Below are 25,157 nucleotides of genomic sequence, written 5' to 3'. Positions count from 1 at the left end.
TCTCTTTTTGTCCTATGCTCAAAAATAAGGGCGGTAGTTTTTCAGCCGCCCTTTTCAATTATTTATTAAGGTGTTTATATACAACAACACGTTCGTCAAAGTCGTGTTTCTCTTTACCTATTATCTGATATGTTTCCTGTCCCTTACCCGCAAGAATGATTACATCATCTTTCTTTGCGTGGTCAAGAGCATACGCGATAGCCTCTCGTCTGTCGACTATTACTTTATATTTTCCGTCTGTGCGTTTCATTCCGACTTCTATCTGTTCTATAATAGAAACAGGGTCTTCCGTACGCGGATTGTCTGACGTTATAATGCTGTAATCCGAAAGTTTTCCGGCGATTTCACCCATAATCGGTCGCTTCGTATTATCTCTGTCACCGCCGCAGCCGAACAATGTTATAACCTCACCCTTTGCAAAATCTTTAACGGTTTTAATTATATTTTCAAGACCGTCCGGTGTGTGTGCATAGTCGATTATAACCGTATAATCGGTATTTGTAGGAACAACCTCAACACGTCCGACAACTCCTGTTGCATTTTCAAGACCTTTGATAATGGTATCCATATCAATACCCATCTGAAGTGCCGCACCCATAGCGCATATTGCATTATATACGCTGAACTTGCCCGGAATTACTATATGGACACGATATGTCTTACCGTCATATTCAACATCAAAATCAGCACCCGATGATGAAATTTCAATATTTTTCGCTTTAAGGTCGCAACCGTCCGAAAGACCGACTTTTAATATATCGCAGTCATTGTTTGCAACAATCTTCTTACCGCCGTCGTCGTCGAAATTAACAACACCCTTATCGCTGATTTTAAACAGCTTAGCCTTTGCATTTAAGTAATTTTCCATAGTTTTATGGAAATCAAGATGGTCACGTGTAAGATTTGTGAACACACCCACGTCAAAGTGACAACCGTGTACTCTTTCAAGTTCAAGTGCGTGACTCGAAACTTCCATTACAACACATTCCGCATCACTGTCAACCATTTCCGCAAACAGCTGTTGAAGTTCAAGTGCGTTCGGTGTTGTAGGTGTTGTACTTTGCGTAACAAGTACCTTGTCGCCGATAATATTTTGATTTGTACCGATAACACCGATTCTCATACCGGCTGTTTCGATTATACTCTTTATTAAATATGTTATTGTAGTCTTACCGTTTGTGCCTGTGATACCGATAAGTTTGAATTTGCTTGACGGATTGCCGTAATACTTACAAGCCATTTCCGCAATTTCAACTCTCGAATTTTCAACATACCAAACAGGTACATCTACATCTATTTTATCTTCGGCAACGATTAGTGACGCACCGTTTTTAACTGCCATTTCTGCATATTTATGTCCGTCCGTTTCAAAGCCTTTGATACATACAAAAACGTTTCCCGGAAGTACGTTTCTTGAATCGTACGCTATTCCGGTTATATCTATATCTTCATGCTCATCAAGCCATTTACTGCCTAATAATTCACTTGCTAACATTTGACATTTCCCCCTGTCCTATTAGTCTGAAGTTACTTGGCGGAATTCCACGCCTATTACTGTTGCAGGTGTAACCTCCTCGCCTGCCGCTATGCTCTGATTTACCGCATACGCACTCGACACTTCACTGTGTCCCGCACCGACAATCTCAAAGTTCAATCCGCTCATTTCAAGAGTATATTTCGCATTATCCACGGACATTCCTTTAAGATTAGGTACCGTTACCGTATGTGTTTTGTCAATTTCTTCTGTATATAATATTACCGTTGAATCTTCGTTAAGCATTGTACCCGGTTTCGGAAGCTGGTCAACTACCGTATCTCCGTCACCTCTCACTTGAACATTCAACTTTTTGTCAACAACGGCTTTCTTCGCCTCTGTCAAATCCATTGTTCTAACGTCAGGTATTTCCTGCTTAACGTCTGGTTCTTCATTTTCTGTGTACTGCTTTTCAACACCGAGATAGTTTAGTACATCTTCAATAACTTCACCTGCCAAAGGTGCGGCTATTGTACCGCCGTATTTGTTATCAACCTGTGGTTCGTCAAGCATTATAAGACACACTATTTCCGGATCGTTTGCAGGAGCAAAACCGATAAATGACGCAATACGTTTTTCTTCGTCACGGTTACCTTTTTCCGAAGTACCTGTTTTACCTCCGATACGGCAACCTTTTACATACGCATTTTTACCTGTTGATGTCGGCAACGATACAACCGATTCAAGAATTTCTCTCATTTGCTGAGATGTTTCTTCCGAAATAACTCGGCTTATAACCTCCGGCTCATACGTTTTCAAAATTCCGTTTGAGTTTCTGATTTCCTTTACAATCTGCGGTTTCATTCTTTCACCGCCGTTGATAACCGCCGAAACGGCTGTTACAAGCTGAATCGGTGTTATTTGGAAACCTTGACCGAATGAACTTGTCGCAATATCGACTTCACTCATTTTATTGTGGTAATAAATACTTGACGCCTCGCCGACAAGTTCGACGTTTGTCTTTTCGGTAAGACCGAATGCAGTGAAATATTCCATAAATTTCTCATACCCAAGTCTTTCGCCCAATTCCATAAATACAGGGTTACAAGAGTTTCTTACACCCTCTACAAATGTTTGAGCGCCGTGACCGCTCTTGTTTGCACAACCGATTTTTCTGTCGGCAACAATCTTAAATCCCGGACAATAGAATGTTGAATTAAGGTCTACAACGTGTTCTTCCAAAGCCGCCGCCGCAGTAATAATCTTAAATGTCGAGCCCGGTTCATATGTATCCGAAATAACCTTGTTTCTCCACATTTTATTTCTTATTTTCGCAATGGCCTCGTCACTTAAATTATTCGGATCTTCTGTCGGTTTCGGTGTTGCATCGGGATCGTCACTTGTGTCATCTGATGTATCATATCCCAAATCTATCGCATATTTTTCAAACTGGTCAATATCATACGGATTATTTACGTCAAAATCAGGCTTAGTTGCCATTGCAAGTATTTCGCCCGTTTTCGGGTTCATAATAATACCTGCCGCACCCTCTTTAAGCTTGTTTTCCGTAACCGCTTCTTCAAGGTGCTTTTCAAGGAAATGCTGGATTGTTTCATCAATCGTAAGCACAACGTCATCACCGTTTTGAGAACTGTTCAAATACTCATTTTGTTGGTCTTTAAGTGTTGTACCCTTTGCCGACTGATTAGTTTCTATACTTCCGTTACGCCCCATAAGCTCATCGTCGAAAGTAAGTTCAATTCCCTGCAAACCGTTATTGTCATATCCCGTAAATCCCAAAATATGCGGTGCAACGTTGAACGGATAATATCTCTTTGAATCATTTTCAAAATATACCCCTTTAAATGCTTTTGCAATCGTTGCGTCAACATCTGAATCTCTTAATTTTTTTACCGCCTCGGTCTGTTCGTTCGTAAGACGTTTTTTTATAACTTGGTATCTTGAATTTTTTGTTATAATCTTAAGGATTTCGTTTTGATCCATATTCAAAACAGGAGCCAATCTTGCGGCGATTACTTCACTGTCACCGTCCGCCTCAATATCCTTAGGATTGCAAATAAGTGTGTTTACCGTTGCACTTTCCGCAAGCACCTTACCGTTACGGTCGTAAATGTCTCCTCTTGACGCTGTAACAATACTGCTGCCCTGCTGTTGTGCCTTTGCCTTGCTCGAAAGCTCGTCACCTCTTATTATCTGCCAATATGCCACTCGCAAAACAAGCAACGCAAGCAGTACAGCAACGATACACACCATAAATATCGTTTTCTTTTTAATTTCATTTAATGATGGTTTCATTAATTTATCAATTCCTTTTAATACTTTAATAAATGTACATTTTTCATAATTTTATAATTATAGAAGTCCATTTTTATTTTATGCTGAAAAATTGTACAATATTACCACCAATCTTTTTCAATACAGACACAATACCGTGTCCAAACCCCTCTACTTCACCGGCAGTTTTCTCTGTCATATCCTCTTGCTTTACGTTTACATATATTGTCTGATACTTTTCAGGTCTTTGCATACCCAATCTTGTTGTTGCCTCTTTTTCAATTTTTGTAAGGTCAACACTCTGTTCAAGATCAAAAACCATCTGACTTGTTGCTGATTCAAGCGTTGTAAGCTGACTTTTAAGTGACGCAACCTGCTGGTTCATTTCATTCACAGCAACGAATTTTGAAATCATAAATCCTGCTGATACAGCCAAAAGCACTGTCACGCATATTCCACGAAAAATTGTTCTCTTATACTGCATTTGTTCATGATTCCTCTTGTTACTGACTGCTGTGGTATTAACTGCTTTCTCTTTTCTCTTTTGTGGTTTTCTCTTTTTTATCGGTTCATCATACTGTTCCGGCAATTTATATGCCAAATTTCCGTATTCCACAATAATTCTCTCCCTTAATTATCCTTTAGCCTATCCTATAATTTTTCGGCAATTCTCAATTTTGCACTTTTTGAACGTGAATTATATTCAAGTTCTTCTTCCGACGGTAAAATCGGTTTCCTTGAAATAATTTTAATTTCCGGTTTCTTGCCGCATACGCATACCGGAAATTCTTTCGGACAAGTGCAACCCCTTGCCAAATCCTGAAATGTTTTTTTGACAATTCTGTCCTCAAGTGAATGGAACGTTATAATCGCCAATCTCCCGCCAGATTTTATGCTTGACACAAAGTCTTTAATAGCATTTTCCAATATTCCGAGTTCGTTATTGACTTCAATTCTTATCGCCTGGAACACTCTCTTTGCAGGATGTCCGCCTTCCATACGGGCTTTTTTCGGTATTGCCGCCTTTATGATTTCAACAAGTTCAAATGTTGTTTCAACAGGCTTTGTTTTACGTTTTTCACAAATAAATTCCGCAATACGCTTTGACCACTTTTCTTCGCCGTAGTCATAAAAAATACGCATCAATTCCTCACATGAATATGAATTTACAACGTCATATGCCGATTTCGGCGAAGACGTATTCATTCTCATGTCAAGAGCGGCATCGTGCATATAGCTGAAACCTCTTTCGGCATTATCGAGCTGATATGAACTCACGCCCAAATCAAGTACCGCACCGTCAATTTCATCAATATCAAGTTCTGATAAAATATCCTTAATCTCGCTGAAATTGCGATTTACGAACGTCACTCTGCCGTCAAATTCTTTAAGACGTTCCTTTGCCGCCGCAATAGCCTCTTTGTCTTGGTCTATACCGATAAGTCGGCACGAATCGTTTGTTGACAAAATACCGTGCGAATGTCCGCCGCCGCCGAGTGTGCCGTCTGCATATATACCGTTCGGTTTAATATTCAGCGCGTCAATACTTTCCCCAAACAATACTGAAATATGTTTAAATTTCATTTTGATTCCCTTTCAATTAATTTTTTGAACCGTCAACACTTTATCGACAACCTCAAATCAAATATTAAGTCCGTAATTTAATATTCCGTCCATCATAATATCGTCTGAAAGTTCATCTTGGTATCTATCCCATTCTTCACTGTCCCATATTTCAAGACGTGTGTTTGCACCTACAAGCACAACATCTTTTTTCAGATTAGCATATTCCATCAGACGCTTTGCGATTGGCACTCTGCCTTGCTTGTCTATAACGGCTGAAGTAGCCTTACCGAAAAACAAACGTACAAAAGCCGCAGCATTTCTGTCTGTGGCAGTTGGGAGTTGATTAATCTTTTCAGAAATCTTATCCCATTCCTCTTGTGTGTATAATTGAAGGCATTTATCTGACATTGAACGTGTAACGTACACTGTTTCGGACATATTTTCTCTAACTTTGGCAGGCAAGATAATTCTTCCGCGCTCGTCAAGCTGACGCGGATATTCGTCAACAAAATTTACCATATTCAATGTCACCTGCCTTTTTATTGATTTATGGGTTACTCTCTCCAATTTGACCGTTTGTCACCCCAAACGCTCCAATTCGCTCCCATTAACTCCATTTTACCTTAAATCAATCAAAAGTGCAATAGGTTTTTTGTATTTTTTTCAGCTTGTACATCTCATTTTAACTCATTTTACTGTTTTGCTTGTAAAATTAAGCTAAATGGGATATAATTAGCTTAACTGCATTTTTAATCACATATATATTTGGTGTTGAGTTTACATAATTGCACACTATATATTGTGGTTGTTACTATTATATCACAAATATTTCAGTTTGTGAATAGAATTTTTAAAATTCATTTGCAGAATTGTTACAGAACAATTTCAAGACAAAACATTATTTTTTGGAGGATATACATAATGGAAAAATCAGAAGAAAAAATTATAAATCAGCTTACGTCTGAATTTAACCTGCGTCCCGAACAGGTTACAAACACAGTAAAACTGATTGATGACGGAAACACAATTCCTTTCATCGCCCGTTACAGAAAAGAAGCAACAGGTTCTCTAAGTGATGAAATATTACGAGATTTTTACGACAGGCTGTCATATTTACGTAACCTTGAAGATAAAAAAGAAGAAATATTGCGTTTGATTGACGAGCAAGAAAATTTGACCGATGAAATCGCAAAATCAATCGAAAATGCCGTAACATTATCGGAACTTGAGGATATATACCGTCCGTTCAGACCGAAACGCCGCACAAGAGCGACTATCGCAAAAGAGAAAGGACTGGCACCGCTTGCCGAAATTATCCTTGCACAAAATCCGAATGATAATATAGAAAGTATTTCGCTTGATTTTATCGACACCGAAAAAGATGTTGAAAGCAGTGATGACGCAATAGCCGGTGCTATGGATATAATCGCCGAAGAAGTCAGTGATAACCCCGAATACAGAAAAGATATTCGTCAAAAAACAATCGACTTTGGTCTTTTGGTTTCAAAAGCGTCAACAGAAGACGACAGTGTATACCGTCTTTACTATGATTTTGCCGAACCAATAAAAAAACTTGCAAACCATAGATTGCTTGCGATAAATCGTGGCGAAAAAGAAGGATTTTTATCGGTAAAAATTGATATTGACGAAGAAAAAATCACAAACTATCTTTTCAGACGACTTACTCCAAAACACGAATCACCGTCTACAAAGTACGTCAAACTTGCCGCTGAGGACAGTTATAAACGACTCATCGCGCCGTCCATATCAACAGAAATACGCAATATGCTTACGGAAAATGCCGAGGAGGCATCAATAAAGGTATTCAATCAAAATCTTTCCGGACTTTTATTGCAACCGCCTATTAGGGATAAAATCGTTATGGGCTTTGACCCGGGTTACAGAACAGGGTGCAAAGTCGCGGTTGTGGACGAAACAGGCAAAGTCCTTGACACCAATGTTGTTTACTGCACATTACCTAACCACGACAAAGACAAGGCTAAGAAAATTCTTACGGATATGATTTTAAGAAACAACGTAAACTTAATTTCAATCGGTAACGGAACAGCCTCAAAGGAAAGCGAAATATTTATTTCCGACCTTTTAAAAGAAATTGACCGAGAAGTATTTTACATTATGACAAACGAGGCAGGTGCGTCGGTTTACAGTGCGTCAAAGCTTGCAACCGAAGAATTTCCGCAGTATGACGTTGCACTCAGAAGTGCCGTTTCAATAGCAAGACGTGTGCAAGACCCGCTTGCAGAGCTTGTAAAAATTGACCCTAAGTCAATCGGTGTCGGACAGTATCAGCACGATATGAACCAAAAGCGACTTGGTGAGGCACTCGGAGGAGTGGTTGAAAATTGTGTAAACAGTGTCGGTGTTGACCTTAACACCGCCTCTCCGTCACTGCTTTCATATGTTGCCGGAATTAACAAAACCGTTTCAAAAAACATAATCACATATCGCGAAGAAAACGGTAAATTCAATACAAGAAAAGAACTTTTGAAAGTGCCCAAACTCGGTGCAAAAGCATTTGAGCAGTGCGCAGGTTTCTTGCGTATAACAGACGGTGACAACGTCCTTGACAACACCTCCGTCCACCCTGAAAGCTACAAAGCCGCCGCGCAGCTGCTTAAACATATGGGATATACCGAACAAGACGTTCAAGACGGCACAGTTGCGGATTTAAAGCAACGTCTGTCGAAAGAAAATACACATAAATTAGCCGAAGAACTCGGAATAGGTGAAATCACTTTAAAAGACATTGCCGACAGTATTATAAAAAAAGGTCGCGACCCGCGTGAAGAATTGCCGCAACCTGTTTTAAGAAGCGACATTCTCTCAATGGAGGACTTAAAACCGGATATGGTACTGACGGGAACGGTGAGAAACGTTATAGATTTCGGTGCATTTGTCGATATAGGTGTTCATCAAGACGGACTTGTACACATATCGCAAATATGTGACCGATACATCAAGCACCCAACCGACGTACTTTCAGTCGGTGACGTTGTGAAAGTTCGTGTACTTGAAGTTGACGTACCGAAAAAACGTATTTCACTTACTATGAAGGAGGTATGATTATGAACAACATTGCTTTTCCTAAACTCGGTATTTCTCTAAACATTTCACCTGTCGCATTTTCAATAGGTTCAAAGCCTATTTATTGGTATGCGCTTATCATTCTTTCGGGTTTTCTTTTAGGATTGTTTTTCGTTTATAAAACCTGCGAAAAGCGTGGTGTGAAAAAAGATAATGTATGGGATATCGCCTTGTTCGGACTTATTTTCGGAATAATCAGCGCAAGAATATATTATGTGCTTTTCGCACTCGATGAATTTGACTCGATAGCCGATATGTTTAAAGTCTGGAACGGCGGACTTGCTATTTACGGCGGTATTATCGGTGCGATAATCTCAACCGTTATATACTGCAAAGTTAAAAAGCTGAATATCGCCAAAGTCTTTGACGTATGTGCACCCGGTCTTTTTATCGGTCAAGCAATCGGACGTTTCGGAAACTTTGTAAACGTCGAAGTGTACGGCGGTGAAACAAACAGCCTTTTCGGTATGTCCATAAACGGTGCAACACCTGTTCACCCATTATTTTTATATGAATCGATATGGAATGTTATCGGACTTGTGATACTTCTTCTGATTCGTGACAAGAAAAAGAATAACGGACAAGTATTTTGTTTCTATATTTTCTGGTATTCATTCGGCAGACTGTTTCTTGAAGGTATGAGAAATCCGAATTATATATTATATGTAATTCCAAATGTTCTCGGCATTTCTCAGCTTGTTGCAATACTGTTTATGATTGCCGCTGTGTCAGCTTTTGTCGTTTTACAGGTTAAAGCGAAGAAAGAGAGCGAAATGTAAACGATTGTGTCATTTTCTGCAACACGAAAGTTGCTCCTTTTATACCACAATATATTGACAAGTTTTATCATATATTGTAAAATAAATACAACAAACAGTGGTTTACATATAACCGTGTAATCGAAAGGAGCATACATAAATGAACAACATTAAACAACTGAAAACAGATTTTGATAATCTTATAATTGAAAAAAATTATTGTCTTTCCGACCCCGAAGTCGTATCAAAAGCAATAGAACTCGAAAACATACTGAATAACACATTAAAAAAATCGCAGACCTTATAGTCTGCGATTTTTGTTTTTAAATTTGTTATTGAGCATTTTCGCAAAGTGCTGTCATACTGCCAAGCGAATTCCACATAAATACTTTCAAATTATTTTCTTTGATACTGTTTTCAAAAACAATTTCACTGTTCAAATATTTGCCTTTTTCAACATTGGCAACAGGAACTGTCTTGATTTCAACAAGTTTACCGTCCTTGTCATATAATGCACCTATCAATGAAATGTCATCAACATCTTCATCAACAACCGCATATGTTACCGTAGCAGTCTTATCGTCTTTTCCGCTTACTTTCACTTCTGAAAATTCAAGAGGTTCTTCACCTTGAACAAATTGTGACACTTTAATTCTGTCGATACCGTTCGGAACAGCCCAGTTAGGTGCCGCACCGGCACGAGTAAATCCGAATTTAATAGCATTGACCGCATTTTCTGTAGTATAATCGCCTACTTTTGTTCCGTCAAACCAAAGTGATGCTACACCTGTAGCAGTATTAACCGTCACTTTAACATTCTTAGTGTATGTTTGATTTGCACCGTTGAATATGCTGTCATTTGTGCCGTCACTGTCACTGTCATGCCATGTTGCACCTCCGTCACTGCTTAGGAACACCTTATATCCGTTTGTCCAACCAAGACGGATATTACCGATTTGAAGATATTCAAAGTTACCATCTCTGCCTACTGCACTTCCGAAATACCAATCAACATCATAAGTTACAATAGCATTATCTTTCACGGCAAAAGTCTTTTCTGCACTATATTCAGCACCCGGCTTTTCAGGATTGTATAAAATACGGTTATTGTCACTGTCTAAAGTAAGTGTAGCCGTATCTGTGCCTGTCTGTGTCCAATCTGTTATATCACTGTCAGTAAACTTACTATCTCCGCCTTTGTTATAAAGTTCTTCTGTCGCACCGGAAACAGTTGTTGATTTACTGTATGAAAGATTTTCGATTTTCGGCGAAGCCGTCAAGGTAGCTGAATCATAATCTTCCATTTTTTGTGTATACAAACTTAATATCTTGAATTTAGCACCCTTTAGTGCAAATGTTCTTTGCATTACGCCGTCATCATTTGCCCATGTTCCGTCTGTACCTGTAACCTTTACAGTGCAATTATCATTATCATAATCCAATGTGACTTTTACTTTCCAACGCTTTGAGCTACCTTGAATATTACCTACAACGTTACCGCTGTTTGACCAACCCGAACCTGATGCAGTTACAGCAGCTGCCGCAGAATCGGCAGAAGTTTGTGCCATCAAATTTTGAGCCTTTGTAGTATACGGCTGATATACATTCACAATGTTGTTGCCCTCACTGTCAAGAAGTTTCATCCCCATTGTATATTCATGTCCTGTCCAGTTCCAATTTGAACCGTCAACCTTTACACCGCCTGTTGTAAGTCTGTATTCAAGCTCAACCTTACCGCTGTCATAAACTTCAAAATCTTTATGTGCCTCCGCACCGTCAGACGCACCTGTTTGCGAAATCATTGCACTGTTGGCACTTCCTGTAAATGAAGTATTTGCATCAGTGTTTTCCGATACAAACTCATTGTTACCCGTTGCGTCAACTACATCTATCGGTTTAACTCTTACCACACACTTTGCGGTATATCCGCCGTCTGTTGTAGTCGCGGTTACAACTGTTCTGCCGTAGCTTTTACCGGTAATTGTTCCGTTGTCCGAAACTGTTGCGATTTCAGGATTTTCCGATGTCCATTCTACAGACTTATCCGTAGCGTCATCAGGCATTACCGTTGCGGTAATTTGCTTTTTATTCTCCATTCCCAAATCAATTAGTTTTTCTGAAATTCTTATGCCCGTAACTGCATTTTGCATAACAGTCACTTCACAAGTATCTGTAAAGTTACCGTCTTTGGTTGTTGCCGTTATAGTTGCAGTTCCGGCTGATATACCTTTCACAACACCGTTTGTAACAGTTGCCACATTTGTATTGGACGAAGTCCAAGTTATACCCTTTCTTGTCGCATTTTCAGGTGTGATAATCGCATTGATTGTTTCTGTCTTGCCTTTCTCAACTTCTATTGACTTTTTCTCCAAAGTCATTCCCGTAACCGCTACTTGCTCCGGTGCCGAATATGTCACCTTTGTATAAGGTACTGCCGGTGCAAGATAGTTAAGTGTATTGCCGCTTTCGTCTGTTGCAAGTGCCACAGAACCTATATAATAGCTTGCGTGTGTCGGTTGGTTATATCCGACATTCTGCCACGCAACTGACAATCTGTATTGACAGTCGTGCATTAATGTTGTAATTCTGTAATCTGTAGGCATTGTAGAGGTATATATTCTCAAATATGCCTGATCCGTTGCCGAGCCTTTGTTTACCGGCATTATAATTTCTTCACGCCAGTCGCCCCAAATATCGGCAACAAGTGAAGGATTTCTCTTTGAGTAGTTGTTTGTAGAACCGCCTGTAAGTGTGTATCCGTCTGACGGACCGTAAAATCTCTTTGTTGTACCTGTTGCGGCATAATATTTTTGGATAATGTTTGCGTCAAGCAACTCACGGCTCAAATCGCCGTCCCAATATACAAGGAAATTATCAAAGGTACCGCTTCCCGCACCAGCTGGTTTTGCGGCAACATCATCACCGTTTAAGTCGTGAGCATTTGCAATTCCGCTGCTCCAACCTATTGCCAATGCATTTGGATGCGTCTTTGCATAATCATCGTCAATGTTATCCATAACGCCTCTGCCATTATCATCTGATGTAACAAGTTTTCCGGAACTCCAAAAATGCTTTCCTGTGCTTGCGACTCTTAAATCTTCGGCATACTTTTTAAATTGCTCCTCTTTTACCGAAAATACTTCTTGAGTGCCGTCATTATTAAAGTCGCTCATATGCATTGCGTCACCGTGTCCAAGACCTGTATTTCCGAGAACTGTTTTACCGTCATCATCAAGTGCGGCACTTCCGTAAACAATTTCGTCCTTGCCGTCATTGTCAATATCGCCTACAGAAAGATTATGATTTCCTTGTCCGTACAGTGTCGTTGAACTTGCACTCTTCTTACCTTTATGCTCCCACTGCATTGTAAGTTCAGTACCGTCCCATGTATATGCACGAATTACAGAGTCGTGATAATAACCTCTGCACATAACGATACTCGGATGAATACCGTCAAGATAAGCCACTGCCGCAAGGTATCTTTCACTTCTGTTATACTTTGCCTTGCCGTCGCCCCAATATTGATCTTCTGCCGCATCATACGGAATATAGTCCGTTGTATAAAGTGCGGCACCTGTTTCGCCGTCAAATATGGTTAAATACTGCGTAAACGGATTTTTACCCTTTAATCTTCCGCTTGTGCCTATATATGATTTTGTATTGTCGGTATTTCTGATTTCGTCAGTATCACCGACTTCCGTAACGTAATGACCTGTGCCATCAACCGTACCGGGTGCTGTTTTCATTGCCACTTCTGACTTTCCGTCACCGTCAAAGTCATACACCAAAAATTGCGTATAGTGTGCACCTGATGTAACATTTTTACCCAAATCAATACGCCACATATAACCGTCATTGTTCGGATCAATCTTATATGCGTCAATATATGCATTACCTGTAAAATCCGCACCGGCACTGTCTTTTGAGTCTGTCGGGTCCCACTTTAATACAATTTCATAATTGCCGTCACCGTCAAGATCGCCGACAGACGCGTCATTCGCACCGCCTTCGTGGCTTTTGTCAACAGTGTAATAATTTGAAATCTTGCCGTCACCCATTCTTTCTACCGGATCAGGACGTGAAATAGGAATATCTACATATGTAAATGAATTTTTCTCACTGTTTCCATTTCCGACTTCATTTGACTTTGCACAGTTGTTGTTTGAAGTAGGTGTAACTTCAGTTTCCTTAGACGCGTCCTCACCCGCTTTTACAACCTTGTATTTATCCGATGCAGTACCCGATGTATCAATCCAGTTTGTAGCGTCATGTACACCTGTTGTATGTATTTTTGTACCGTTTTTATAAATATCGAATGCTTGATTTTCAAGACTTTCGTCACCAAGCAATCTCCAACTCAAATATACACCGTTAACTGCCTGACCTCGTGTATCTGCCGTTGTCTTAACAGCAATCAATCCACGATTAAGCTTTTCCATTTGACGTGCGTTTGTTTGATATTGCGGAGTTTTAACTTCCGCGGCGTTTGCCGGTAAGGCAAAACTGCTCATTGTGGCGGTCATTGCAACTGCAACCGCCGCACTTATCACTTTTCTGTTCATTATTAAATCTCTCCCTCAAAAATAATTATAATAATATTTTATAACTTTTTACGGAATTTCTCAATATAAAAAACAGTCATATTTTTTTTTAAGTCACAAATTTTCGTATCATTTTTTGTGCAATTTTACCTGTTTTCTATTTCAACACCTGTATAATAAGTTTTTAAAATTTCCTCATATGTCTTTCCCTGCCTCGCAAGGTAATCTGCACCATACTGGCTCATACCAACGCCGTGACCGAACCCTTTTACGCTCATTTTTATATTGCCGTTTTCTTGCGATATTTCAACATTTGCGGAACGCAGTGAAAATATATTTCTAAATTCTGTTCCTTTTATATTCACTCCGCCTACATCAATTGTTACAATACCGCCTGCATTTGAGCGGTTAATGTTCGATACAAGTCCATTATTCCAATCCACACCGTCAATTTTTTCTTCCGCAATATTTTTAAATTCCTGTTCACTCAATGTCAATTCACTGTGATACTTCGGTGATTCTTCATCTCCCGTACTTGCAACACTTTGCAAATACGGCACGTCCGCCCCCCAAACGTCAACTGCCGATTCCGTCATACCCGACGAAGTTGAATGAAATACCGCCGATATTATTTCATCGTTGTATATCATTATCTGTCCTGTAGTTTCGTCAACCGCTGTGCTTATTTTGTTCCAATTTTCATCGGCACCGGCACCCCAGCTTTCTCTCCGCTTATCCTCCGAAATATACGCCTGACAGTGCGTTGAATCGGTGCATATCACCGCACCGTTGTGTCTTTCGGCAATGTTGCCTTTGTCTTTTTCGGCAATATGTGAGTACAGATAAGTTCTTGCCGCAACGGATTGTGCCTTTAATGCCTCTTCCTCAAAATCGGCAGGCATTTCCGCCGCCACCACGCATTTTAAATATTCATTAATATCCATATCTTTAACACAATCTTCTTCTGACACATACACACTTACCGTTCCGCTCTCAATCGGACTTTGTCCTTCTCCACTGCCACCGATTAACCAAACTATCGCAAGCGGCAAAAGCAACGTAATAAAAATGATTATAACAACTACTAAAAGTACTTTTTTCACACCCAAATCCCCTTTTTAGTTTATGTATATGGAAGCAGGCACAAAAAAAGAACTTCCCGTTTGGGAAGTTCTTTTAAGTTGATTATTGTTCATTGATGTGTGTATCATTTGCCTGGTTGAAGTTTGTACTTCCGCCTGCAATCTTCGACACACTGTCAAGGATATATGAACCAATCTTATCAGCAAGATACTGTTTATAGTGGTTGTGGTCACCATACCAGCTCTTTACAAGTTCAACTTGTGATGTAAAGCTTGTTCCGTTTTCAGCGTTATAAGCTGCAACATCTTCAGCTGTTAGACTATTAAAGTAATCTTCAAAATAGTAACCCAATTCAATAATGTTCAAATTATGTGATTGAGCAATTTTTCTCAAATCACCGTTATGAGCACCTGTACCACGATTTACTGTAAACTTACCTGTTGATGCATTATACGGATACTGTGAACTACTGAATCCAAGCGGTGTAGCTGTAACAATTACAGGAATAGCACCACGTTGAATAATACCTTCTACATAGTAGTTATTAAGCAATGTGTAGTATGATGCAGATTCACCTGCCTCTTTTGAGTTGATACCCATATTAACAGTTACATAGTCACCAGGGCAAACGCTCAACAGAACTGTCTCAACTCTGCCTTGGTTATAGAAGTTTACAGAATCACGTCCTGCCATACCGTTATTGCTGAATGATGAGAATGTATCAGGAACTGCTACACCATTACCTACACGGTTACCCCATGAAATGTTACCTGATGCATTATTATTTGTTGTTGAGTCACCGATAGCATATACTGCCGGTTTAGCAAGTGCTGCCTTAGCTGCAGCTTGTGTAATTGTCAAATCTGACAATGTTGAACCGCTTTCAAATGTAAGGTCAAGTACACCGTCGCAAACTGCTACATTAAATTGTGTACCTGTCTTTGTAATTCCTGTTGTTGCCGCAACTCCTTCAACTACTTCAGAAGTCATTGTTGCAGATGAAGTTGTAACCTTAACAACATAGTTACCGTTAGGAACTTTAGCCTTAAATCTGTATGCCGCAGTACCCTTTACATCTGATTCTTCACTTGTTACTACTGATGTATCATCAAAACCGTAACCAATTTTATCTGAATATGCGTCAGCTGCTGTTACCTTTGTAAAGCTGTCGTCTGACGGATCATTACTTCCGAATGCAAATGACAAACCGTGTACATTAACCTTAACTCTTGATGTCAAAGTTTCGTCACCTACAGTTGCAACCGCCTTAACATAAAGAACCTTTGATACTGCACCTGCCTGAACTGTCAAAACGCCTGTTGTTGCATCGAATGTAATTCCCTTCGCATTTGTCACCGGTGTGCCTGCAGCATCAACAAGTGATAGAGTTACGTTTGCACCCTCAACAGGTTGACCTGCCTTGTCTCTTACTTCTGCCGCGAAGTTACCTGTTACGGCATCAGAACCCTCAAACGGAATTGTTATGCTTGAAGACGACTTTGTAAATGCGATTGCATTACCTGTTGTTGATAGAGAAATTTCTTTTTCAACTCTCTTTGAACCGTAAGTTGCAACTACTGTAACAGTTCCGGCAGCCGCCTCGTCTGTTACTGTCAAAGTCGCTGTCTGAGCATCCTTGCTTGCAATGCTTACACCTGTGTATTCATCAGCAAGTGACCAAGTAACGGCACCTGAGATATTATATCCGTCTGTATCCTTAACTATAGCAGTTAATTCTGCTGTTGCACTGTTTGCACCTGTTTCAGGAACCTGGATAGTTTCTGCCTCAGTATTTACAGTCATTGTTGAGGCTGTAGGTGTGTAAATTTTGAAGCTTGCCAAATCTACAGGATATGTACCTTGGAAACAGAAATATTTCTGTGTTTCTGTATATGTAGAACTCATAGCTTCAGCTGTTGTTTCGCCTACAAGAGTACCTGCGTCATTATATACCTTAACCCAGTAAGTTCCTACGCTTTCATCTGCAGAAACAATTACTCTGTACCAATCTTCACTGTTGACACCTGGAATTGACTGAGTGCCAACCGTCAAAGCACCACTTCCGTATGATACTGTCCAGTTAGGATTATTAGTTGCATTATTCGGTGTATTACCGTAGTGACCGAATGCCATTGCACCGCCTGTAAATCTAACCTTCATATCAACGATATATTGTGACGCTTGTTCTGCAAGTTGATATACACCGACAGTTGAACCGCCGCCACCGTTTGATGCAAATTGAAGATACTTTGTATTATCTTCATCCTTCTTAAGTGTTAGAGTTCTTACACCGTTTGAACCGTATATTGACCAGCCGTTAAGAACAAGATCCTTTGAATTGATTGTATTTGATGTAGCTGTGTATCCTACAAGAGAATCGTCATATGAACTCATGTTTTCAGGATAACCGGCATCCGGAGCTATATTAGTTGAACCGCTCGCACCGATTACGGCAAACGGAGTAGATATTTCAAATGATTCATCAAGATATGTTACCTTTGCAGTAACCTTACCGAACCAGTTTGAAACACCGTTTCTTACATTGAAGTAAGCAGTGGTATTTCCGTTAGGGCTTTCACCGTCAGTACCCTCACCTGTACCTTCTGCCTTTGTAAGTGAAATATAGCCGTCTTCTTTATCAAGACCTGTAACTGTCCATTCTACATTAAGACCTTCCTTGTTTGTTAGGTCGCCGCCATATATACCTGTTGCCTTAATTGCAATAGGCTTATGTACAGGCTCGCCTTCATTAGGCTGGTTAATTGTAGTATTAAGTTCAGAAGCAAATTCAACTTTTGATAGAGTTTCTTCTGCCTTTTGACCAAACTCATCATACTTATCTGTTGTACGAACAACAATGTTATCCAACTTCATAACACTCTGATAACGTCCTGACAAGAATAAGATACCCGTAATCTTATCATTAACGCCGTTTGTAGGAACAATCAACTTGTCTACAACCTTTTCACCGCTCTTATCTGTGATATTGACAGTTGCCAAGCCTTCGTTCTTGTCAACCAATATTGTATAGTGGTACCAAGCTGCGTCTGTAAGAGTTACGGTTGCCGCGTCAACGTCATTAATCTTACAGTTATTAGAATTACCTGCCATATTTATCTTGAAGATATAATTTGAAGTCATACCTGTGTTTGCAGTCGGCATAGTTCCTGATGCTACAACAAATTGTACATCATCTTTGCTTGACTTAGTTAATGCAAGGTCAAATTCTACCGCATACTTATCTTGAGAAGACAAATCAACATCAAATGCCGATGTTGCACTTCTTGTATTCTTATCTGCGTCAGTGTACTGTGCATATTTAGTATTATCTGTACCCAAAGTAATACCGTCTGCATAGTTTGCTGATGCCCAAATATTCTTTAATGCAGATGTATCTGCTACATCTTCATAGTCCTGAGTATATATCTCTGTATATTCTCTCGGTACTTCTGTAGGCTTAACTGTCGGTGTTGCAGTAGGCTCAGCCGTCGGTGTTGTTTCCGGCTGGCTTGTAGGTGCAGTCGGCTTTAGAGTAGGTGCCGGATCAACAGTACCTTCAACACTTGTTGTTGCAAATAAAGGTGTCATTGTCTTTATATCATCCCAAACCATAATTTTAGCCGCTTTACCTTGTAAATCGTAAGCAACTTCACCGCTACCGTTTTCAAGTTTAACATTTTCCTTTAGTTCTACGCCTGCTAAAGTTTTGTTATCGTAATACTTTGAAATTACGATTGTTACTTTGTCAGCTTTAGCATTTGTAATTTTGATTTTTTGATCTTCGTAAACAACGCCTGCCGCCTCCGGAGTTGCAGCTGTAGCAGGTTCGTCTGTTGTAGTAACTCCAGCCGTTGTACTTGGTGAAACAGTCGCAGTAACTTCTTCACCGGAATTTTGTTCACCCTCTGCGCTTGCTGATAAAGGCAATGCAGTGAACGCACTTGCAATCATTGATACAGAAAGTATCGCAGACAGCAATTTTTTTCTTTTCTCCATTTTCTTTTCTCCTCTCTCTCTTAGCTTGATGATCGCTAATCATTAATAACATAATTATACTATAACAATTAAATTTTGTACAGTCCTTTTTTACAATTTCACTAAAATTTTTATCTGAAAAATATTTTTATAATTTTTTTAAAAAAAAGTGTTGACAAATGTATGTGTATCTGATATAATTCACTATGTTGTTTGCAGATGTGGCGGAATTGGCAGACGCGCTAGACTTAGGATCTAGTGTCACCGACGTGGGGGTTCAAGTCCCTTCATCTGCACCAAAACTTATAAACCGTATAAATGCTTGAATATCAAGTGTTTATGCGGTTTTTTAATGTTTTTAAGAAGAAAATCAAAGTGATAAAATGTTATAAAAAGTGTTAAAATATTATACTTTTTTATTAGTCTGTTAGTCAAATGTTAGTCAAATTTCAGTCAAAAACAGAGCGTGATACAATAAAAAAACAAGCCCGTTTGTAAGTACAACGGACTTGTTTTTTATATTAAATAATGAAATCTGTAACCACATCTTCCATATAAAACATACTACAACATATGCCGATTAATTGCAATATTATTTGATATTTTGTAAATAAATTGTAAATCGTAAGTAAAAAAATAAGGGTGGTAATACACCACCCTCAAAGCTACTTATTATACATACCGCATCTGTATTCCCTGCAGATTGTACGCAAATCCTTGTAGGATAAACCTAATCTACCCTGCTCGTCACCGACAAGCGCACCGCAGTCCATAGCCGCCTGCACCGCAGGACGCGCCCACGACGGCATATTATCATCATTGAAATCGTATACCATTGTAGTTTGAACTACATTCACCAACTGTTGGTTGATGTTTTTTAAATCGGCAATTTCCGCCGACTGTTTTTCAATTAATTCTTTTAATTCATTGTACTGTGACATTGTTAGATCCTCACTTTCTTCGACTATACTCCAATCCGGTGTACTGAATTTTGTCCCCGGTAAATTACTGTTATAATAACCTTTTCGGCAAACACCGCCGCCATTTGCAATAATGGTACTACCTCCGTTTGTGTTGCCCTCGATTGTTGTAAAATAATCGCCGTTTACGCTTGTAACAATTCCCGTATGTGTAAATGTTCCGTTGTGTTTGAATATAACAATATCGCCTACTTTTGGATTTGCATTTAATGTGAACAAATTTGCCATTGTAGGACAATACACATACGGATAATGTTTTAATAATTTTTGTGCATTATTTTTTCCAAACGCATTGACAAAACACCACGTTACAAAACACGCGCACCACGGTTGTCCTTGGTATTCGGGTTTAATATCTCGCCAATATTTTGTGTAGTTGGCAGTACCGGCATTTGCTGTCTTGCTGTCTAACTGTGAATTACTTGACTTTTCCAAATAGCCAACCTCTGCATTGGCTATTTGTATCAATTTATCTATCGCCGACATTATCACCACTCCTTTACGGTCATATTCTTCCATTTTTTATATGCGTCAAAATACATCTCATTTTTATCACCGTTATATGTAATTTCGTAATACATTCCGTCCGATACAGTTGTTGACGCCAACGCTTTAAAATTCTGCAATGTCTTACAGCTCCACACGATATACACATCATCTGTGGTGATTTTCTTACCGTCTGTCACATCAACATTGTTGTTGAAATAGTTTGCGATTAATGTTTTTACTGCGTTTATAAAAATTTTATCCGTCATATTTTATTACACCTCTTTCAATTCAATATCTTCCATTACTACTCGTGCCTCTAAAATTGCCAAATAGTCAGCCATTGCGTTTAGTTGTATGTTATATGTACTGCGTGGACACGTTGGGGAAAATTTTAGTTTTCCCCTGTCCCATTCCTCCAACATTTTCTTTAATCCTTTGAATCTATTGGCTAATTGATAATATTCTGCCTTGAAACGTTCCTTGTAGTCCGCACTGTTCATCAGTGCAACGGTATCTTGTAACGTCATATTTTATTCCCCCTTTTCGTTATTCATTTCCGGCAATCCCGTTGCAACTGATGTCAATAACGACAATACACCTGCCAATGCCGCCGCTGACGCAACCATTACCCAGTTGACGTCACCCAATGCAACAGCAGTGCCAATAGTGGCAACTGCTGTTTGTGCAACTGTTTTTATTGCACGAATACCTGCACATTTAAACCATTCTTTCATTTTTATGTACCTCCTAAAATACTAAAATCCTAACATTTTAACAAAATAACCTATCAAACCGCCCACTATTGCCGTAATAATGGCGGTAACGACTGTTTCGTATCGCTTTGTAGGACGTTTTTCTATTTCGTCCACACGTTCGGTTATATCATTTACGTCCCCACGCATTGCTTTAGTTTCCGTAGCTATGATGTGGACGCTTTCAGTCAGCTTGTCCAAGCTGTCTAAACGGTGGTGCGCCGACTTTGTGGACTGTTCTACCGCAGTCAGTCTCTCCCATAACTCTTTTTCATTTTCTGTTTCCACTATAATGTCCTCCTAATTTTTATTGATTTCTGCAACCAACTCTGTGTAATCATCTTCTGTTAATCCACCAGATAAGACAAGCACATCAAATTTTTCAAGCATTTGTTCTTTGCCCATCTTTCCAACAGCTACAATCTTCTTACACAATCCGTATGAACGTCCGTGATTCATATTTCATACCTCCTATTCCGTTATTCCCATTTCCAACATTGACAATCGCACATCAACATCAAGCATAAACTCGTCCGTATATTCAGGCAAAGACGCTTCATATGCTTCTTTACTGCCATACTTGACTATTTCGGCTAATTCAGTATATGGGTCATCTGTGCGTAACACTATCCCCTCTGCCCATTTATATGGGTTGTCCAATTCTTCTACATTCTGAACACTTAACAATTTATGCTTGTCAACATAATTTGTTTTAAAACCGTTTACTTCTTCCTCGTCCAAGAAATACTCAAGTGTTAGGTCAAAGTTATCTGGATTATCAAAACCTTCGTCCAAAAATTTTACTGACTTTAACGTTTTCAAAGTCACTATATAATTTACACACTGTACTATATTGTTAGGTGTAATTCTAAAAAATTCACTTATATTCATAGTCTTCCTCCATATTAACTTACGCTTCTAAATGACGGTGCTGCCATTCCCGAAACTGTCTTAGTATCTGTTGTTGACGTGCCCGTACCATTTGTGCCTATCCAAGTTGATTGATTTGTATAGCAAGCCTCAAAGAAACAATAATTTTTCAATGTAGCCAAACTCGCCGCCGAAAACCATAACTTACAGTTAGATGCCATACAATAAGCACAGAAAATCACTGACGCCGATATATACAAGTCACAATGGTTAATATGAGATGCACTAAAATAGCCTTCTGCTTGAAGTATCTTAATTCGGCAGTTAGCAAGACTGTTAAAGTTTCCTGTTGTCGTTTCTGATTGACTAAATCGCCTACATTCAATTTGTGTGCCAATAATATTCATTGTAGAGTCGTCCTCAATATAGCTATGATTGCTACTAACAGTTGTGCCTATATGCTTTATAAAACCGCCAACCATACTACCCTCACACCTGTAAAAAACACCATTGCTAAGTGTGTTATTACTTGTTGTAGGAAATATTATATCTGTGTCAATAATTTCGGCAGTACAATCTCTAAATATCCACCAACAAGGATGGCTGTTATCATAGCGTTTTGCAGGCAATGTTACAGATATTCTACTATTCTTTAACTTCACTTTACAATTAAAGAATATTGAATCTGTGTTGTGCATTGTGTTTGCATAACTGATTGAACAATTATCAATTTGCAGTACGTCATAATCGTTAAAAGCACCTGCATTAGGACTAATATTACTTGTGGATAAAAAATTTATATCCATATTTGTAAGATGTAATGTTGGACTTGTACCCACAAGGTTTGATATAAGAAAAATATAACTTGTGTTGACTTTAGTAATACCCCTACCTTGTCCCTCAATTACAACATTCTTCTTTTGCAGAAGTCTGCTCGACAAATTATATGTCCCCTCTAAAAGGATAATTTTTCCCCCGTCTGTTAAAGAGTCCATTGCTTTTTGAATAACTATATCGTCATCTGTTCCCGAACATTTAAAGTCACAGTACCTTGTCACCGTCGATGAACCGACTGTTATAACAGATGGCTTACCTGAAACAAACTGCTTATCAGATGATAGTGCTACCCAGTATGTACCATCATACACAAATTCAACAATTTCATTCGTCGACCAAGAATTGTATTGAGTTATAGCATCATATGAACCGTCTGCTCGTAATAGCTTTACTTCTTTTGCTCCTGTTGAATTTACATTTAGCGTAACTTTACCTTGTGTTCCGGCGAAAGGATAAGTAAACCTTACTAAAACCCTCACTCCTGTTAGTAGTTTAAAATTAGTAATGCTCAATCTTCTATCGCTTATTGATGGACTGTCGGGGCATACTGCATAAGGCGGTTGTTGCCATATCGGAGCACCGCTTCCGTTGCTGATTAAATTATATCCGGTCGTTCCCGCACTTGTCGGCGCATACCACGACTTGCTTGCCGTTGCCGAACCGTTATAGCTCGTTGCTGAGCCGTTCATTGTCAGTGTCAATGAATTAGGATTTTGCATTGATGTAGGCTTGTTGGATAGGTCAGTATATGAACCTGTAAACGCTACCGTTTTTAGGTCAGTGAATTTTGCTTTCAATTCGTCATCTGCCGCCTGTCGGTCCGAAATTTCAGTTGTCAGTTTTGTTGTATTGGCAGTAATTTTTGATGTATTCGCGTTAATATCATCACGCAATACCGCCACACATTCATCATCATAACAAACGGCCGACTGTATTAATGTTTTCTGTTTACACGCATTCCCCGTCGGGTCACCGTTTGTATAAAAGTTATCCGATACAATTCGGAATGAAATTGATTTAATTTCTTTTTTTACAGGGATTTCAATTTTAAATTTTGTTGTTTTATACGTTTCTGATGTGCCGTTTATCGTGATTGTTTTATCACCTGTATCGGTTGCTGTGTAATATGACTGTCCGAATGTTTCTGTTGTTGTATCAGTGTATGTAATCAATACGTCTGTTTCACCTATATTCAAACCGCCGATGTTGCAACCGTCCCCTGCTATATGACGTGACGCCACATTGAATGTCAATTCTAATGTGGTTTCCGTTTTCGGTTTACGGTGGAAATTATCAACAACAAAATTGTGATACAAATACGTTCCGTTTTCAAACGAACCCGAATATGACAAATACTGTACACCGCTGTCGTCAGTGACTAATGTGTTGTCACTGTTGACGTATTTAGATAAATCATAAAACAGGTTATCCGTTGTCAGTTCTGTATTTATATCTGATATTTTTGCTTTCAACTCGTTGTCCGCCGCCTGTCGGTCTGAAATTTCAGTAATGATTTTTTCAGTCAGTGAATATTCTACGTCCTCTCTGTCTGAAATTTCAGTTGTCAGTTTTGTTGCAATTTCATTGACCGCCGCCAAAAATGAATTTTTATTATCGGTTTTTAATGCTCTCAAATCTTTGATACCGTCAAACTTCAGTTGACCCGCATACATTTCGGCAACTTCGGCTTTCATATATGTTACCGCTATCTTTGCAACATTTCCCGCTTCGGGTTGCTCTGTAACTTCTAATCCGAGTTTACCTGTATATTGGTCATAGAGCAAATTAACCCACTTTTCGCCTTCTTCGCCCTTTTCCGCAGAAAAAGAAGCTGAAATCGGCTCTGTTTGTATCGCTGAATTCCCGTCCAAAAAGATTTTAGTCTGCACCGCCAAACTGTTTATCGTTATTGTGCCGTCACCGTATGACGTGTTAATGTCTATAGATAAATCTGATTTTTCCAAACTGTGCGTTATTGTATGGACAACATCTGTTTCCTTGCCATACAAATCGGTTTTATCAGCTTTCTCGCCGTTCAGTATATCGTCGGCGTTTGTTCTGTTTGTCTGTTCGGTTAAAATTTGTTCTCGCAATTCACTGTCACCGACCCGCCTGTTTTTCGCCTCTGCGTCAATATTCCCTTGTAACGTATTGTCGGTACTTTCCCTCGCCTTTTTCTCTGCCGTAATTTGGTCCGACAGTCCTACATCAGCATTGGTGCGTTGCGTTATTTCTGTGTCCAATTTGTCGGACAGTGTGTTGTGGTCGGTTTGAATTGTCGTGAAATTATCACGGACAGTTTTCCACCAATCCTTTAACAGCGTTTTTCCGCTAAAATTAAAATTTAATTTCATTTTATCATTCCTTTCTAATCGTAATCGATTGGGATTTTTCATTAAAAAAACACGCCGTAAGCGTGCTATGGTGGTATT

At 39.3% G+C, this 25,157-nt stretch carries 19 protein-coding genes and 1 tRNA gene; 4 read left to right on the top strand and 16 right to left on the bottom strand.

Going from position 1 to position 25,157, the window contains the following annotated elements; translation table 11 throughout:
• Window positions 1–58: 58 nt before the first annotated feature.
• The 5 genes from ACSAMO_RS11560 to mraZ all read right to left on the bottom strand — a co-directional run bounded on the left by ACSAMO_RS11560 (window position 59) and on the right by mraZ (window position 5,854).
• The gene (locus ACSAMO_RS11560; protein ID WP_499209373.1) at window positions 59–1,495 is read right to left on the bottom strand and encodes a UDP-N-acetylmuramoyl-L-alanyl-D-glutamate--2,6-diaminopimelate ligase; all 1,437 of its coding nucleotides are present in this window, start codon (window positions 1,493–1,495) and stop codon (window positions 59–61) included.
• A 21-nt stretch (window positions 1,496–1,516) separates the two neighbouring features.
• A complete protein-coding gene (locus ACSAMO_RS11555) occupies window positions 1,517–3,790 on the bottom strand; it encodes a penicillin-binding transpeptidase domain-containing protein (protein WP_022230882.1) in 2,274 nt (757 codons plus the stop codon).
• A gap of 73 nt (window positions 3,791–3,863) precedes the next feature.
• Window positions 3,864–4,385, bottom strand: coding sequence for a hypothetical protein (locus tag ACSAMO_RS11550; RefSeq protein WP_499209372.1), 522 nt, complete (start codon window positions 4,383–4,385; stop codon window positions 3,864–3,866).
• A 35-nt stretch (window positions 4,386–4,420) separates the two neighbouring features.
• Window positions 4,421–5,353 (bottom strand): 16S rRNA (cytosine(1402)-N(4))-methyltransferase RsmH, encoded by a 933-nt coding sequence (rsmH, locus tag ACSAMO_RS11545; protein WP_308456910.1) that lies wholly within the window; start codon window positions 5,351–5,353, stop codon window positions 4,421–4,423.
• Window positions 5,354–5,410: 57 nt separating this feature from the next.
• The gene (gene mraZ / locus ACSAMO_RS11540) at window positions 5,411–5,854 is read right to left on the bottom strand and encodes a division/cell wall cluster transcriptional repressor MraZ (protein ID WP_022230879.1); all 444 of its coding nucleotides are present in this window, start codon (window positions 5,852–5,854) and stop codon (window positions 5,411–5,413) included.
• A 402-nt stretch (window positions 5,855–6,256) separates the two neighbouring features.
• Between mraZ and ACSAMO_RS11535 the strand changes: the two genes are divergently transcribed.
• The 3 genes from ACSAMO_RS11535 to ACSAMO_RS11525 all read left to right on the top strand — a co-directional run bounded on the left by ACSAMO_RS11535 (window position 6,257) and on the right by ACSAMO_RS11525 (window position 9,505).
• Window positions 6,257–8,419 (top strand): Tex family protein, encoded by a 2,163-nt coding sequence (locus ACSAMO_RS11535; protein WP_499209371.1) that lies wholly within the window; start codon window positions 6,257–6,259, stop codon window positions 8,417–8,419.
• 2 nt (window positions 8,420–8,421) lie between these two features.
• Window positions 8,422–9,219, top strand: a complete 798-nt coding sequence (gene lgt, locus ACSAMO_RS11530) for a prolipoprotein diacylglyceryl transferase (RefSeq protein WP_499209370.1) — start codon at window positions 8,422–8,424, stop codon at window positions 9,217–9,219.
• Between the two features lie 139 nt (window positions 9,220–9,358).
• Window positions 9,359–9,505 carry a hypothetical protein gene (locus tag ACSAMO_RS11525; RefSeq protein ID WP_022230876.1) on the top strand — a complete coding sequence of 49 codons (147 nt, stop codon included), beginning with the start codon at window positions 9,359–9,361 and terminating at the stop codon, window positions 9,503–9,505.
• Between the two features lie 25 nt (window positions 9,506–9,530).
• Here the strand turns inward: ACSAMO_RS11525 and ACSAMO_RS11520 are convergent, their stop codons facing one another.
• From ACSAMO_RS11520 to ACSAMO_RS11510, 3 genes are all read right to left on the bottom strand, one after another.
• A complete protein-coding gene (locus ACSAMO_RS11520; protein ID WP_499209369.1) occupies window positions 9,531–13,760 on the bottom strand; it encodes a rhamnogalacturonan lyase family protein in 4,230 nt (1,409 codons plus the stop codon).
• A gap of 125 nt (window positions 13,761–13,885) precedes the next feature.
• The gene (gene spoIID / locus ACSAMO_RS11515) at window positions 13,886–14,842 is read right to left on the bottom strand and encodes a stage II sporulation protein D (protein ID WP_499209368.1); all 957 of its coding nucleotides are present in this window, start codon (window positions 14,840–14,842) and stop codon (window positions 13,886–13,888) included.
• Window positions 14,843–14,924: 82 nt separating this feature from the next.
• Window positions 14,925–18,818, bottom strand: coding sequence for an SGNH/GDSL hydrolase family protein (locus ACSAMO_RS11510; protein WP_499209367.1), 3,894 nt, complete (start codon window positions 18,816–18,818; stop codon window positions 14,925–14,927).
• A 194-nt stretch (window positions 18,819–19,012) separates the two neighbouring features.
• On the opposite strand from ACSAMO_RS11510, the gene ACSAMO_RS11505 reads away from it, so the two are divergent.
• Window positions 19,013–19,096 (top strand) — tRNA-Leu (locus tag ACSAMO_RS11505).
• 366 nt (window positions 19,097–19,462) lie between these two features.
• On the opposite strand, the gene ACSAMO_RS11500 is transcribed toward ACSAMO_RS11505, so the two are convergent.
• From ACSAMO_RS11500 to ACSAMO_RS11465, 8 genes are read right to left on the bottom strand one after another with little or no spacing between them, the layout of a single operon-like run.
• Window positions 19,463–20,263 (bottom strand): CHAP domain-containing protein, encoded by an 801-nt coding sequence (locus tag ACSAMO_RS11500; protein ID WP_499209366.1) that lies wholly within the window; start codon window positions 20,261–20,263, stop codon window positions 19,463–19,465.
• A gap of 2 nt (window positions 20,264–20,265) precedes the next feature.
• A complete protein-coding gene (locus ACSAMO_RS11495; RefSeq protein WP_412578241.1) occupies window positions 20,266–20,532 on the bottom strand; it encodes a DUF6275 family protein in 267 nt (88 codons plus the stop codon).
• Between the two features lie 6 nt (window positions 20,533–20,538).
• Window positions 20,539–20,793, bottom strand: coding sequence for a crAss001_48 related protein (locus ACSAMO_RS11490; protein WP_499209365.1), 255 nt, complete (start codon window positions 20,791–20,793; stop codon window positions 20,539–20,541).
• Between the two features lie 3 nt (window positions 20,794–20,796).
• A complete protein-coding gene (locus tag ACSAMO_RS11485) occupies window positions 20,797–21,000 on the bottom strand; it encodes a holin (protein ID WP_499209364.1) in 204 nt (67 codons plus the stop codon).
• A gap of 21 nt (window positions 21,001–21,021) precedes the next feature.
• Window positions 21,022–21,306, bottom strand: coding sequence for a hypothetical protein (locus ACSAMO_RS11480; protein WP_022229145.1), 285 nt, complete (start codon window positions 21,304–21,306; stop codon window positions 21,022–21,024).
• 12 nt (window positions 21,307–21,318) lie between these two features.
• Window positions 21,319–21,477: a hypothetical protein gene (locus tag ACSAMO_RS11475; RefSeq protein WP_022229146.1), complete on the bottom strand. Its 159-nt coding sequence runs from the start codon at window positions 21,475–21,477 to the stop codon at window positions 21,319–21,321.
• Between the two features lie 12 nt (window positions 21,478–21,489).
• Window positions 21,490–21,909, bottom strand: a complete 420-nt coding sequence (locus ACSAMO_RS11470; protein ID WP_022229147.1) for a hypothetical protein — start codon at window positions 21,907–21,909, stop codon at window positions 21,490–21,492.
• Window positions 21,910–21,923: 14 nt separating this feature from the next.
• On the bottom strand, window positions 21,924–25,079 hold the full coding sequence (locus tag ACSAMO_RS11465) for a pectate lyase family protein (protein WP_499209363.1): 3,156 nt from the start codon (window positions 25,077–25,079) through the stop codon (window positions 21,924–21,926).
• Between the last annotated feature and the right edge of the window lie 78 nt (window positions 25,080–25,157).

This window comes from Ructibacterium sp. SJQ-7, from assembly GCF_054696575.1.
Note: the sequence above shows the minus strand (reverse complement) of the source record. Positions and strands in the feature narration are given on the sequence as shown.